At 64.6% G+C, this 13,215-nt stretch carries 16 protein-coding genes, 1 pseudogene and 1 riboswitch; of the genes and pseudogenes, 13 read left to right on the top strand and 4 right to left on the bottom strand.

Translation table 11 applies throughout. The features are described 5' to 3' along the window. The first annotated feature begins 15 nt into the window (after positions 1-15). The 10 genes from IPF49_08390 to IPF49_08345 all read left to right on the top strand — a co-directional run bounded on the left by IPF49_08390 (position 16) and on the right by IPF49_08345 (position 8,438). Complete coding sequence (locus IPF49_08390; GenBank protein ID MBK6287628.1) at positions 16-609, top strand: PilZ domain-containing protein; 594 nt, start codon at positions 16-18, stop codon at positions 607-609. A 16-nt stretch (positions 610-625) separates the two neighbouring features. Further along, complete coding sequence (locus IPF49_08385) at positions 626-1,507, top strand: LLM class flavin-dependent oxidoreductase (protein ID MBK6287627.1); 882 nt, start codon at positions 626-628, stop codon at positions 1,505-1,507. Between the two features lie 41 nt (positions 1,508-1,548). Further along, positions 1,549-1,651: riboswitch (TPP riboswitch) on the top strand. A gap of 89 nt (positions 1,652-1,740) precedes the next feature. Beyond that, positions 1,741-3,837 (top strand): TonB-dependent receptor, encoded by a 2,097-nt coding sequence (locus IPF49_08380; GenBank protein MBK6287626.1) that lies wholly within the window; start codon positions 1,741-1,743, stop codon positions 3,835-3,837. Positions 3,838-3,856: 19 nt separating this feature from the next. Further along, the gene (locus IPF49_08375; protein MBK6287625.1) at positions 3,857-4,111 is read left to right on the top strand and encodes a hypothetical protein; all 255 of its coding nucleotides are present in this window, start codon (positions 3,857-3,859) and stop codon (positions 4,109-4,111) included. Then, positions 4,112-4,747, top strand: a complete 636-nt coding sequence (locus IPF49_08370) for a nicotinamide mononucleotide transporter (GenBank protein ID MBK6287624.1) — start codon at positions 4,112-4,114, stop codon at positions 4,745-4,747. Next, positions 4,707-5,603 carry a phosphotransferase gene (locus IPF49_08365; GenBank protein MBK6287623.1) on the top strand — a complete coding sequence of 299 codons (897 nt, stop codon included), beginning with the start codon at positions 4,707-4,709 and terminating at the stop codon, positions 5,601-5,603. The genes IPF49_08370 and IPF49_08365 overlap by 41 nt, the downstream gene beginning before the upstream one ends. Next, positions 5,604-6,608, top strand: a complete 1,005-nt coding sequence (locus IPF49_08360; GenBank protein MBK6287622.1) for an iron ABC transporter permease — start codon at positions 5,604-5,606, stop codon at positions 6,606-6,608. Beyond that, positions 6,605-7,381 carry an ABC transporter ATP-binding protein gene (locus IPF49_08355; GenBank protein ID MBK6287621.1) on the top strand — a complete coding sequence of 259 codons (777 nt, stop codon included), beginning with the start codon at positions 6,605-6,607 and terminating at the stop codon, positions 7,379-7,381. The genes IPF49_08360 and IPF49_08355 overlap by 4 nt, the downstream gene beginning before the upstream one ends. 62 nt (positions 7,382-7,443) lie before the next feature. Beyond that, positions 7,444-8,073, top strand: coding sequence for a hypothetical protein (locus IPF49_08350; protein ID MBK6287620.1), 630 nt, complete (start codon positions 7,444-7,446; stop codon positions 8,071-8,073). Next, positions 8,070-8,438, top strand: a complete 369-nt coding sequence (locus tag IPF49_08345; GenBank protein ID MBK6287619.1) for a cytochrome c3 family protein — start codon at positions 8,070-8,072, stop codon at positions 8,436-8,438. Before IPF49_08350 ends, IPF49_08345 begins: the two co-directional genes overlap by 4 nt. A gap of 234 nt (positions 8,439-8,672) precedes the next feature. Here IPF49_08345 and IPF49_08340 read toward each other — a convergent pair whose 3' ends face one another. After that, a complete protein-coding gene (locus tag IPF49_08340) occupies positions 8,673-8,915 on the bottom strand; it encodes a hypothetical protein (protein MBK6287618.1) in 243 nt (80 codons plus the stop codon). 199 nt (positions 8,916-9,114) lie between these two features. Between IPF49_08340 and IPF49_08335 the strand changes: the two genes are divergently transcribed. After that, complete coding sequence (locus IPF49_08335; GenBank protein ID MBK6287617.1) at positions 9,115-9,606, top strand: hypothetical protein; 492 nt, start codon at positions 9,115-9,117, stop codon at positions 9,604-9,606. Then, a complete protein-coding gene (locus IPF49_08330) occupies positions 9,603-10,910 on the top strand; it encodes a GAF domain-containing protein (GenBank protein ID MBK6287616.1) in 1,308 nt (435 codons plus the stop codon). The genes IPF49_08335 and IPF49_08330 overlap by 4 nt, the downstream gene beginning before the upstream one ends. Before the next feature lie 8 nt (positions 10,911-10,918). Here IPF49_08330 and IPF49_08325 read toward each other — a convergent pair whose 3' ends face one another. Together IPF49_08325 and IPF49_08320 are read right to left on the bottom strand one after the other, a co-directional pair. Further along, positions 10,919-11,827 carry a sulfotransferase domain-containing protein gene (locus tag IPF49_08325; GenBank protein ID MBK6287615.1) on the bottom strand — a complete coding sequence of 303 codons (909 nt, stop codon included), beginning with the start codon at positions 11,825-11,827 and terminating at the stop codon, positions 10,919-10,921. Between the two features lie 38 nt (positions 11,828-11,865). After that, positions 11,866-12,351 (bottom strand): cytochrome C, encoded by a 486-nt coding sequence (locus IPF49_08320; protein MBK6287614.1) that lies wholly within the window; start codon positions 12,349-12,351, stop codon positions 11,866-11,868. A 183-nt stretch (positions 12,352-12,534) separates the two neighbouring features. Between IPF49_08320 and IPF49_08315 the strand changes: the two genes are divergently transcribed. Continuing rightward, on the top strand, positions 12,535-12,873 hold the full coding sequence (locus IPF49_08315) for a hypothetical protein (GenBank protein ID MBK6287613.1): 339 nt from the start codon (positions 12,535-12,537) through the stop codon (positions 12,871-12,873). Positions 12,874-12,891: 18 nt separating this feature from the next. Here the strand turns inward: IPF49_08315 and IPF49_08310 are convergent. After that, positions 12,892-13,080: pseudogene (locus tag IPF49_08310) on the bottom strand (chromate transporter). Positions 13,081-13,215 lie beyond the last annotated feature (135 nt).

Genomic DNA, 13,215 nt, shown 5'->3' with positions numbered 1-13,215 from the left:
TTCGAGGCCAGCCCAATGAGCGCCAATGACCGGCGACGTTTTTTTCGCATCGATGACCGGCTGCTGCTCAGCATCCGGCGGCTGTCGGACGAGCAGACCATGCCGCAAAGCGCCGGCGTTCTGCGTGGTTCCGCACGCATGCTCGAGATCGAGCGGCGCATCACCGCGATCATCAATGCCGCGCGCCTGCAGGCGCCTGCGGTCGCCGAACTGGGCGAGCTTCTCAATCGCAAGCTCGACCAGGTGATCGATACCCTGCAACTCAGTGAAGACCTGGTGCAGAGGGCATCGTTTCGCGAGCACGATGTGAACCTGAGTGCCTGTGGGCTGGCCATGAGTTCGCAGGATTGCTACGAGAACGGCGAGCAGCTGGTGGTGGTGATGGGCTTTCTGCCGGCGGAAACGCGTCTGCAGGTGCTGGCGCGCGTGGTGAGCTGCACGGCCGGCGAACAAGGAAACTATCTGCTGCATCTCGATTTTGTCGGTATCAGCAATGAAGACCAGGAGTTCCTGATCCAGTATATCGTGCGCCGCCAGAGCAGCTTTCTGCAGAAGTTGCGTGAGGAGCGTGACTCGCGCGGCGCCCTGCGCAACCCCCCCAACCATTGAACAGCCGAGGTTAACGATGCGCTTTGGAATCTGTCTGCCGTACATGGAGCGCGATTATGATCGCGCAACGATCCTTGCCTGGTGCCGGCGCGCCGACGCGGGCCCGTTCTACAGTCTTTCCTGCGGTGAGCGCATCACCGGGTACACCTTCGAGATGCGGGTACTGCTCGCCGCCGCTGCCGCGGTCACCGAGCGGGTGCGGATCGTGCCCTCGCTGTATGTGCTGCCGATGCATTCCGCGGTTTGGGCGGCCAAGGAGATCGCGACTCTGGATGTGCTGTCGGAGGGGCGCGTCACGATGACCGTCGGCGTCGGCGGACGCGAGAAGGATTACCGCGCCGTGGGTGCCTCGTTCGAGCGGCGGCACCAGCGAATGGACCAGCAGGTCGATGAAATGCGTCGCATATGGGCCGGCGAGCCGCCGTTCGAAGGCGCCGATCCGGTTGGCCCGGAGCCGATTCAGCATGGCGGACCGCCGTTGCTGCTGGGTGCCATGGGGCCAAAGAGCATGCAGCGTGGAGCACGCTGGGCGCAGGGTACCTACGCCTTTTCGATGAACGGCGAGGGCAGTGAAATCCGTCATATGCTGGAAATGGCCGATAAAGCCTGGGAAGCAGAAGGGCGGGCGGACCGTCCCTACCGGATGGCGGGATTCTGGTGTTCGCTCGCCGACAACGCCGCACCGCGTTTGCGCCAGTATGTTTTCGACTACCTGAAGATCATGGGCGATGACGCCGCGCATGCGGTGTCATCGATGATGACGCGCTCGAGTGTCGCTGCGATCCGCGAGTCGATCGACAGCTACAGCCAGCTCGGCGTCGACGAGATCATGTTCGTGCCCGCTACCGCGGATCTTGCCGAAATCGACCGGCTTGCGGACCTACTCGCGCGATTGTGAAGGTGCGCGCTGGCCGCGCCGCCCGATCTGGCTATAATGGCCGCTCTCCTTGGGGGTGGGTAGCACCTGAGACACCGGTAAGTCGGTGAACCCCTTTAACCTGATCCGGATAATGCCGGCGTAGGGATAGGAAGCACGCGAGCCGCATCGCCTCACTTCAGTTATCCAATCGTCGCCGTAATCCCGGATCCTCGGAACCAGGGGCGAAGATGGGTCGTGCGCGGGGTCGGTGGATGGGTGCAGCCGTGCTGTTGCTGACGCTGCCGGCTGCGGGGTTCGGCGAAGGTATCGAGGAAGTGCTGGTCACGGCGCGGCTGCGCGAGCAGCCGCTCGACAGCGTGGCCGCGAGCATCAGCGTATTGCCTGCGGCATTGATCGAGCGCCGCCAGGCCAACCATTTCGAGGAGATCCTCAATACCGCGCCGAACGTCAATTTCAGCGCCGGAGCCTCGCGCGGACGCTTTGTGCAGATTCGCGGCATCGGTGAGCGCAGTGAATTCGTCGACCCGCTCGATTCCTCGGTCGGCCTGTATATCGATGACATCGACTTCAGCGGCATGGGCAATGCCGGCACGCTGTTCGATGCCGAGCAGGTCGAGATATTACGCGGGCCGCAGGGCACCGCGTTTGGCGCCAGCGCGATGGCCGGGTTGATCAATATCCGTTCCGCACTACCCACCGCGGAACGCGAGGCCCGCCTGGAGGCGGGCGTTTCCGAGTACGGCGGCAGCACGCTGGGGGCGGTGCTGAGCGGGCCGCTCGGGCAGACCTTGGGCGCGCGGCTCGCGCTGCACCGCAACCGTGCCGATGGCTTCATGAAAAACGATTTTCTCGGGCGCGACGACACCAACGCCATTGACGAGAGCACCGCCCGCGCGCGTCTCGACTGGCAGGTCGGCGAGAGGCTGGAACTCGGGCTCACCGCGCTGCACCTCGACGCAGACAACGGTTATGACGCGTTCTCGCTCGACAATGACCGTCATACCCTGTCCGACCAGCCGGGGCGCGACCGCCAGCAAAGCAATGCGCTGGCGCTGCGCGCGAACTGGCAGGCGAATACAGCGTTCGAGGTGCAGGCCCGCGTGACCTGGAGTGCTTCGGACCGCGATTACGGTTACGACGAGGACTGGTCCCATCCCGGCTTGTGCACGGGCACCCCGTGCGAGGGCTGGGAGTATTCCTCCACCGATCGCTATATCCGCGATGTCGATGCGGGCAGTATCGATCTGCGCCTGGTTTCGCATGCCGCGGGTACGCTCGACTGGGTTGGCGGTGTATATATCGCCGAGCGCGATACGGCGCTCGAACGGCGTTTTTTCGATTTCGATGCCGACGCCGCGGCGCGATTCGACAGCGATTACCAGAGTACCCGCGGTGCGGCCTACGGCGAGCTGAGTTGGCAGGCGGCACCCCGCTGGACCGTGGTGACGGGATTGCGCGCGGAGCGCTTCGATGCCGATTACGATGACAGTCTCGCGGTGCGCGCCCGCCCGGGCGAGAACCTCTGGGGCGGGCAACTGAGCATCCAGTTTGCGCCGACAGAGGACGCGATGCTGTACGCGTTGCTGGCGCGCGGCTACAAGGCCGGCGGCGTCAACGGCGACGCGATCGGCAAGGCGCGGCAATCCGGGCTCGATCCCTCGATCATCGCGTTCCTGCAGACGCGGCTCGAATTCGACACCGAGACGCTCTGCAACTACGAGCTCGGCTACAAGGCGGCGCTGGCCGATGCCGCGTTGCGTTTGCGCGTCGCACTGTTCTGGATGGAGCGGCAGGATGTGCAACTCAAGGCCTGGTATAACGAGGGGCCGCAATTCGTCGGTTACACCGACAACGCTGCCAGCGGCCGCAACCGGGGACTCGAGCTCGAGGCCGACTGGCAGCCGCTGTCACGGCTCGGCTTCAACTTCTCGCTCGGGCTGCTCGATACCCGGATCGAGGATTTCGTGGCCAATGACCCCGACGCGGGTTTTGTCGACAAGAGCGGTCGCGACCAGGCCCAGGCGCCAAACTGGCAGTTCAGCGCGGCCGCGGAGTTCGCGTTCAGCGAGCACGCCTGGGCGCGGCTCGAGGTCGAGGGAAAGGACGGCTACTACCTGTCCGATTCCGACGATCAGCGTTCCTCTTCGTACCAGTTGCTGCATGCCACGGCAGGTTATCGCCTGGGATCGCTGGAGGCAACGCTGTGGGTGCACAACCTGCTCGACGAGGACTACGTGGTGCACGGATTCTACTTTGGCAATGATCCGCGCAACTTCTACGCGAATGAAGCCTACTACCAGTTCGGAGCGCCGCGTGTCGCGGGCCTGACGCTGGTCTATCAACTGTGAGTCGACGGAGCAACGAAGCATGAAAATCTCGGTGGATATCAGTCTCTACCCGCTGCACGAGGATTACATACCGGTGATCATCGATTTCATTCATCGTGTCGAGCTGCACGAGGGAATCGACATGGTGCGCAACCAGATGAGCACCCAGCTGTTCGGCGAGTACGATCGTGTCATGAAGGTGCTCACCGAGGAATTGCGCCACAGTTTCGAGACTCATGGCAAGGCGGTGATCGTGGCCAAGATCGTCAATGGCGATGTGCGCGCCGCGCCCTGAATGGACGCTCTGATCAGCGTGTTACCGGGCTGGCTGCAGCAGGTGAACGGGTGGGAAATACTGGCGGTTTTGCTGGGCCTTGCCTATCTGCTGCTGGCGATGCGCGAAAGTATCTGGTGCTGGTACGCCGCATTCCTCAGCACGCTGATCTACCTGTTCCTGTTCCGGCAGGTGGGCCTGTTGATGGAGTCGGGGCTTCAGGTCTATTACCTGGTGATGGCGGTGTATGGCTGGTGGCACTGGAAGAGCGCTGGCGCGGCACCCGGCCAGGCGCTCGAAGTACAGATCTGGCCGCTCGCGTTTCACCTGCGGGCGATCGTGCTGGTGCTGGTGCTTGCGGGAGTTTCGGGGATGCTGCTGTCGCAGCTGAGTTTTGCCCGGTGGCCTTATCTTGATTCGTTCACTACCTGGGGCAGCGTGCTGACGACCTGGATGGTGGCGCGCAAGCTGCTCGAGAACTGGCTCTACTGGTTCGTGATCGACAGCGTTTCGCTGTGCCTGTATCTTGACCGCGGGCTGTATCTGACCGCGCTGTTGTTCGCGCTCTATCTGCTCATCGTGGTATTCGGCTTCCTGAAGTGGCAACGTCATTTTCGTGAACAAAATGCAGGCTCCCCTGCCAAAAGCGCTGGCTGAACTGTTTCGCCACTGGCAACCCGATGGCGAAACGGGCGTGCCGGAGGTCGAGGCGGTGTTCAGCGCCGGGCACAGCAACCGCAATTTCCTGGTGCGACAGGGCGCGCTGCGTTTCGTGGTGCGGCTGCCCGAGGGCGATGGCAGGCGTCTTGGCATCGATCGCGAGGTCGAGCGCCAGGTGCTGGAGCGGGCCGAGAGTATCGGGCTGGGAGCCCCGGTGCTGTTCTGTGATCCTCGGCGGGGCACGCTGGTCACTTCCTGGCTCGAATCGCGGCCGTTGCGGGTCGAAGGCGTTGCCGCCGATCTGATGATCGATCGACTCGCGGCCGCGCTGCGCAAGCTGCATGCCCAGAAGCTCGATGTTCCGGTACTCAATATCGTCGATCGCATCCGCAGCTACGCGCGCGATGTGCAATCCGACGATTCGCGCAACTGGCCGCGCGCGCGCCGCTGGCTCTCCGGCACACGACAGGTGCTCGAGCAATACCGCTTTGCGCGCTGGCGTGATGTGCTCTGCCACAATGACCTGGTGGCGCAGAACATTCTCGATGTGGATGGGCGCATCCATTTCATCGACTGGGAATATGCCGCGCGCGGCGATCCCTATTTCGATCTCGCCACGCTGGCCGAAGACAACGGCTTCGAGCGCCTCGACCGCAGCCGCCTGCTGCTCGCCTACGGCGAGTTCGGGGATGCCGCGAGCGAGCGTCTCTACCGCGCACGGGTGCTCTACCGCCTGCTGAGCGTTCTCTGGTACCTGATGCGTTTGCGGGGCGCGAACAACGAATGGTTGCCCGCGCTGGCGCGCCAGGAGCAGGCGCTCGAAACGCTGCTGCGCAACGGGGTGGAAGACTAGGTGCCGCGGCGCGAGCGGGTAACGCAGCTGCTGTATCTGGTGTTGGGCAGCGCGCTGGGCGCAGCCCTGGTGCTGGCGCTCGATACCGGCTCCAGCGGCGCCATTCTGTTCGACGGGCTGCGCGACTGGTGGGGGGGGCGCGAGTCGGCGCCGGCCATCATCCTGCGCGAAATACGCCTGCCACGCGCACTCAGTGCGTTGGCGGTGGGCGCGACACTCGGCATGGCCGGTGCCGCGCTGCAGGGCATGCTGCGCAATCCCCTGGCCGAGCCCGGTCTGGTCGGCGCATCCAACTGTGCCGCGCTCGGCGCGGTGATCGTGTTCTATTTCGGTTTCGCCGGCCTGCACCCGCTGCTGTTGCCCGCAGCCGGCATTTTCGGTGCCATCATGGCCCTGCTGCTGCTGCGCGTGCTGGTCGGTGACTACGCGCGCGTCGCCACCCTGATCCTCGCCGGGGTGGCGCTCAATGCCTTTGCCGGCGCCGCGATCGCACTGGCGCTGAATCTTGCGCCGAGCCCTTACGCGATGCACGAGATCGTCTACTGGCTGATGGGTTCCGTGGCCAACCGCAGTTATGCGGAGCTCGCGTTCAGCCTGCCGTTCATGATCGTCGCCGCCGGCTTGCTGCTGTCGACACGAAGCTACCTCGAGGCGCTGAGTCTCGGCGAGGATATTGCGCACTCGCTGGGCTTTGGCGCGCGTTCGCTGCCCTGGCGAGTGATGGGGGGCGTGGCGGTCGGTGTCGGGGCCGCGGTGGCGATAAGCGGCAGCATCGCATTCGTCGGGCTTGTGGTGCCGCATCTGCTTCGGCCCTTTGTCGCCAATCGTCCCGGACAGCTGTTGTTGCCGAGCGCGCTTGGTGGTGCGCTGCTGGTGCTGATGGCCGATATCCTGGTGCAATCGCTGCCGGGTGATACCGAGCTCAAGCTCGGCGTGGTCACTGCGCTGCTCGGTGCGCCGTTTTTTCTGGCGATCGTGATCGGTTCGCGGAGCCGCATCGCATGAGCCTGCTGACGCTGGTCGATGTTGCAGTGCATCTCGGAGGACGCGCGGTACTGCAGCAGGCATCGTTTGCGCTCCACGAAGCGGAGGTCGTCGGGATCATCGGCCCCAACGGCGCTGGCAAGAGCAGCCTGATGCGTGCAATGGCGGGCCTGATCGAGCCGGCCACCGGGCGCGTCAGCCTGGATGGACGGGCGCTGGCGGACTGGCCGGGCATGGAGCGTGCGCGCGAGCTCGCTTACCTGCCGCAATCGGCACCGGTGCATTGGCCGCTGTCGGTGCGCGCGGTGGTCGAACTCGGGAGGCTGCCGTTTCGGCGCGGCTGGTTTGCCACCGATGGCGGTGCCGCCGCGGCGGTACGTGCCGCCATGGCCGAGACCGAAGTCGAGAAGCTGCAGGATCGATTGCTCACCGAGCTCTCCGGCGGTGAGCGTACTCGCGTGATGATCGCGCGCCTGCTGGCCGCGCAGCCGCGGGTGATCCTGGCCGACGAACCGGTTGCCGCGCTCGATGCTTACCACCAGTTGCATGTGATGGAATTGTTGTCGGGCCGCGCCGCCAGCGGTGCGGCGGTCGCGGTGGTATTGCACGATCTGGGTCTGGCGGCGCGCTTCTGCACCCGTATCCTGTTGCTCGACAAGGGCCGCATCGTCGCCGACGGCACGCCGGGCGAAGTGCTGCGGCCCGCGTTGCTCGAGCCGGTCTACGGGGTGCGGATGCGTATCATCGAGGACCAGGGCATCACCATCGTCGTGCCGTGGCAGCGCTCGGTATGAGGCGGTCTGGAGTCTGCCAGCGAGGCTTGCGATGAACCGCGCACGGCTTTTGATCTGACGCCGTGAAAACGCTGCTACTCACCACTGCGGCCGTTTTCCTGGTCTCCCTGCTCGTGTCCCCGACACTGGGCGCGGGCTGGTTCTGGGATCTGGGCAACGGCTTCGGCTTTGCGGCGTTCTCCGGGCTGTTGTACCTGTCGCTGGCGAGCGCCAGGGCAATGCATCATGCAGCGCATCGCCGTCTCGCCTACGCGGTGCTGTTGCTCGCCGCGCTGCACGTGTTCTGGCTCCTGCTCGGTGACGCGGTCGTGGTCGAATACCTGGTACCAGGCGCCCCGCTGTACATGTGGGCCGGGCTGGCGGGTTTCGCGTTGCTGAACCTGCTGATGCTCGCGGCGCTGCCGAGGTACCGGCCGCGTATACACGGGAGCCGGGCAGACTTTCGTCGCTGGCACAGGGCTCTCGCCATCGCGGTCACTGCCGGATCGGCCTGGCATATCCTGGTGGCGGGGCATTATCTGCGCTCGCCACTCCAGTGGCTGGCATTCGCGGCGCTCGCGGCTTTCGCTTCTTTCGCGTACCGGTTTGGCCGGGACAACAACGATCTCGACCGACGCGCCTCGCGTCGCTACCTCGTGGTGGCGGCGGTGGCGGTTGCGCTGTTCACGCTGGTGCGGAATACGCCCTCGTGAGGCTCGCCGCACTGTTGTTCATCACGCTGATCGTGTTGGCGCTGTGGCGCGGTACCCCGTTGCCGGTGAGCCATCCGCAGAAGGCTCGGTACTGGGACGCACCGCAGGCGCTGCTGCCGATGAGTTTCGCCCACGATGATCACGGCGGCGAGAATTGCACGGTGTGTCACCACAACTTCGTGGACGACACCGGCGCCGATACCTGTATGCGCTGCCACGTGAATGACACGAGAGTTGCGGCCTCGCTCGAGCAGCAGTTTCATGGACTGTGCATGGGCTGTCATGTCGAGCGTCAGTTGGCCGGCGAAAAGCACGGACCGGTCCGCCATTGCAGTGATTGCCACCTCCAGGACGAGCGGCCGTGATTTCAGGCCGGTGGGAAAAAATTCATGGCCACCCCGCCAATCCGCATAGGCGCCGTCAAAGTGCATGATCGCCACCTGCCCGGCCGGCCCGCCAAAACTGATGAAACCCAGCGTGAACCAGAAGCGCAGCGCTTCGCGAAAACTCACTGCCGGTGGTTCCTGCATATGGAAACTCTCGTGGGACGGTCCACAGGCAAACGATAACCCGGATGGCTGGCTGCCGTGACACACGGCTCATACAAAAAGCCCCCAACCGCGAACGGCAAGGGGGTTTGGATATTGAAAGAACCTCTGGATTGCGGAGTCGCGATCCATGCCGATCATGAAATCCCGCAGATCGACGAGGCGCTCGGGGGCAGTCCACTCAAACAATATCATCTCCAGAAAACCCGGGGCGATTCGCTCGCCATCGAACATCGTTTGTTGCGTGAACTGTTGCCGAATCTCGCCGTCGTCGGCGGCGGCGACCGCCGCCACGTTGGGGCAACGTGCGCGGGACTGCTCGCGGCAGCTGCCTTGCGGGCGCAACGAGCGCTAAAATGAGACCATCAGGAGCCCTGCGCATGTCCGTTCCGGCCGTTCTCGTTATTGCTTTTTCCGCGCCGCAGCCGGCCGGCCGCGCGCTTGCCGGACGGACGTCGCGGCGGCCCGACGCTCGGTACGGTTGCCCCCGCCGATGCCTACGCCCCTGATTCTCACCCCCGAGCAGACCGCCTTCCTGCAAGGCCCGCTATCGCTGAACGTCGGTGCGGTGGGGCGTGACGGCTGGCCGTGCGTATGCCGGGCGCAAGGTGTGGTCGTGGCGCGTGACCGGCGTTCGCTGACGGTGCTGCTGTCGGCATCGCACGGGCGCGCGGTGCTGGAGGCGCTGGACACGGGCAGCGCCATCACGCTGGTCGTGAGCCGACCGGCTACGCACGCGACGCTGCAGCTGAAGGCGACGCGTGCCGTGCGCGTGGGGGTGAGCACGGCGCACCGCGCGACAAGCGCACGCTGCGTCGCCGCATTCGGCGGCGAGCTGGAGACGCTCGGCTATGGGACCGAGCTGAAAACCACGCTGGCGTCGGTTGTGCCGGCCGACGACCTGGTGGCCTTGCGCTTCGTGCCGGAAATCGTCTTCGATCAAACCCCGGGGCCGGATGCCGGCCGGGTGCTGGCCCGCACATGAACATTGCGCTCGAATCGCTGCGACCCTGTCTCGATGGCGCCGTCCCGGCGGTGGTGGCGACCGCCTCGCCCGACGGCACGCCCAACGTGGCCTACGCCTCGCAGGTGCATTATGTCGACCCTGAACACGTGGCGCTGTCGTTCCAGTTTTTCAGCAAGACGCGCGAGAACGTGCTGGCCCATCCCTACGCCCAGGTACAGGTGATCGAGCCGGTGAGCTTTCGCCACTTTCGCTTGAAGGTCCATTATCTGCGCACGGAAACGTCCGGCCCGCTGTTCGAATACATGAAGGCGCAACTCGCGGGCATCGCCGCACGCACCGGCATGGCCAAGGTGTTTGAGCTGCGCGGCGCGGACGTGTACCGCGTGCTCGACATCGAGAACGTCAATCCGCGCCTGCTGTCGGCGCCGGCACCGCCCGACGCACTGCTGAAACTGCGCGGAACGCTCGACTACCTGGGCGCATGCGACGATCTTGCACAGCTGGCGGATCGCGCGCTCGCCGCGCTGGCACGGGGCTTTGGTATCCGCCACGCACTGCTGGCCATGCTTGACGAAAGCGGCGGTGCGCTCTACATGCTGGCCAGCCTGGGCTACCCGGCTTCTGGCGTCGGCGCCGAGGTGGCGCTGGGCGAGGGTCTCATCGGCGTCGCTGCGCGCGAGGCCATTGCGGTGCGCATCAATCACCATACCGGCGACTATATCTACCACGCCGCACTCCAAGTGGCCGACCCGGCGTCGCCGCGCATTCCGCTGCCGGTGCTGGTCAACCCGCACAGCCAGATCGCGGTGCCGCTGATGCACGGCGCGCGCCTGGTCGGCGTCCTCTACGCGGAAAGCGAGCAGAACGCCTTTTTCAGTCACGCCGATGAGGATGCGCTGGTTGTCTACGGCCGTCACCTCGGTGCGCTGGTCGTCCAACTCGCCGCACTGCCCGACGACGCCGAGCCCGCGCGCGCCCCACCCACGCCCAGGCCCTCCGGTGCACCGCTCGCGGTGCGCTACTTCGCCCACGACCACAGCGTGTTCATCGACAACGACTACCTCATCAAGGGTGTGGCGGGCAGCATCCTGTGGACCTTGCTCAACGAACACGCTGCGAGCGGCCGGCGCGACTTCTGCAATCGCGAACTGCGGCGCGACCCGCGTCTGCCGCTGCCGGATTTCGGCGACAACCTGGAGGCACGGCTTATCCTGCTGCAGCGTCGGCTCACCGAACGCTGTCCCCAGATCGCGCTGGCAAAGACCGGCCGCGGCCGGTTCCGGCTGGAACTGGAGCGACCACTGCTTCTCAACGCCGTCTAAACCGGCGGCTAGCGCTGCCTCGGGCTGTCTCCGTTCGCCAGCCAGTGCGCGCACTCCGCACCCAGCTCGCGCTCGGCACGTGCCTCGTATTCGGCGCAGTCCGCACGAGTCAGGGTGCCGGCCCAGCGGCCGTTGACGCCCTTGTTGATGAAGGTTTCCGCGCCGCCGTCCCAGAATGCACCACCGAGCGGCGCGCTATATGTCGCGTTTTTCTTCATCCAGTCGAAGCCGCAGTATTCGACGATGGCCGGCCAGCGCGCTTCGTCGACGGAAATATCGAGAAAACCGGCAATGCGCCGCATCTGCCCAGGCATGTCGCGCTTGAGATTGGCAAAGTGCAGCAGCATTACATTCGGCAGCGTGCGGATCGCCCACCAGCTGCGAACGTTTTCCCAGAACGGCCAGAAGGGGTGGCCGTCAAGGTCCAGCCAATCGCGCCAGTACTGGCGGATGTCGGAGGGCGGGGGCTCGATCGGCGCACCGACTCGCCCCGGCGTGTCGTTCAGCGCCATATACCACGCGGCGTTGGCATGGGCGTGATGGTTGTACAGGCTCCACACCACGTCGCGCGCGTCGCGGACGATGTAGAGATACCTGGCGCGCGGCGAGAACACCAATGCGTCGACCGGAAGATGGGTTTTGAGGATGCGGCGATGCGTCTGCGCCTCCACTGCCGACAGCTTGACCGCCTTGGGCGGCACGCGCAGATCGAGCCAGGGCGAAAGTTCGGCCACTGGCAGCGCCGGATCACCGCCAAACAGCAACTGCGCGACGATCTGCTGCGTCCATGTGGTGCCGGATTTGGCATAGGTGGCGATGACGATGTCGTCGTCGCGAAAGGAGAATTCGTTCCAGATGCTGGAATCGAAGTGATGGTTGCGCAGCTCGCGGGTCTTGCGCGGCCAGATTTCGGTCATATTCATGCCAGCCTCCTGATCGAGCGTGTGGTGGTGGCTTATTTGCCCGCCACTTCCGGCAGGTTCTTCGGCGCCATATCGAAAAACGGCGTCGCTACCTTGCCGTGCGGCGGCACGTAGGCCGGCGCGGGCTGGCCTTTCACGCCCAGGCTTGTCACGTAGCGGTAGATCGCCCTGAGATCGTCATCGCTCATGGCACGCAGTGAGGGCGACGGCATCGGCGGCCGCATCGGCTGGCGTGCCCTGGCGAGCCAGGTCATTTCGTCCATCTGGCGAAACAGCAAGCGCAGGTTGGCCGGGTAAGTCGTGCCCCACGGTCCCCGCCAGCCCAAGGTGTCGCCAGTCAGCCAATCGGCCTCGGGTACGTGGCCGTCTTTCAGCATGTAGCCGGCCGTGTGGCAATCGTTGCAGCCGGAGGTCTGGATCAAATAACGGCCGTGGCGGATGTCGGCCTCGCCGGCCCAGGCAGCGGCGGCAGTGAGGCTCAGTGCCAGCACGCCCGCACAGTTCAAATTGGCTTTCATGTTTGCTCCTTTGTTCAGCCGGGTGCACTACCCGGGTCGAACGCAGCCTAGCGAGACATGCCCGTGTGTGTTGATAAGTCTTTGCTAGAGAAAAACTAAATTTTTCCTAAGGCTGCGGCTAAAATTTCGCCGCGACTCGACGGTTTCTGTTTGCCAAAGGGACTTATCAGGCAGTCTGTTGCGATGCCACTTGGGCAGGGCTGCACGGCGGAAGAGCAGATCTCTGGCGCCGCACAGCATGGCGGCATCCAGATCATCGTTTACCCGATGAAACGAGATCACGATGAAGAGATTTTGAAGCGGAGCGCCCGGGTTGTCGATGCAGATGTCTGTTACAGTCTTTCCACCCCTTGCGAGTCGGCGTCAATGGGCTCGGCGCGTGGTGGGCTGATGCGGCAGGAGATCTATGAAGACGAGTACGGCTACGACGCGTGGGACATAACCAAGCCCAGCCGCTGCTTTGGTCTCATCCTCAGCAGCGCCCAGTGGGCGATCGCTACCGGCAAGCCTGGGCCGGGATAGCAGCCTTAGGTGGCCGACCGGACCAGGCTGCACCATGCAGTAATTCAACGCGTGCAGGAAACGCTTTTCGCTGATCCAGCGTCGACGCTCCACGAGTTCGGTATGCATGATCGCGATCTGCCCGGCCAGCCCGCCAAAACTGACGAAGCCGAGCGCGAACCAGAAGCGCAGCGCTTCGCGAAAACTCGCTGCCGGTGGTTCGTGCATATGGAGGTCTCGGCGGTCGGTCTACAGGCAAACGATAACCCGTATGGCGGGCAGCCGTGATCCACGGTACATACAAAAACCCCAATCGCGAACGCCAGGGGGTTCGGATATTGGAGGAAGCTCTGGATTGCGGGG

The sequence above is a fragment of the Gammaproteobacteria bacterium genome, assembly GCA_016705365.1.
Classification (GTDB): domain Bacteria; phylum Pseudomonadota; class Gammaproteobacteria; order Pseudomonadales; family UBA5518; genus UBA5518.
Note: the sequence above shows the minus strand (reverse complement) of the source record. Positions and strands in the feature narration are given on the sequence as shown.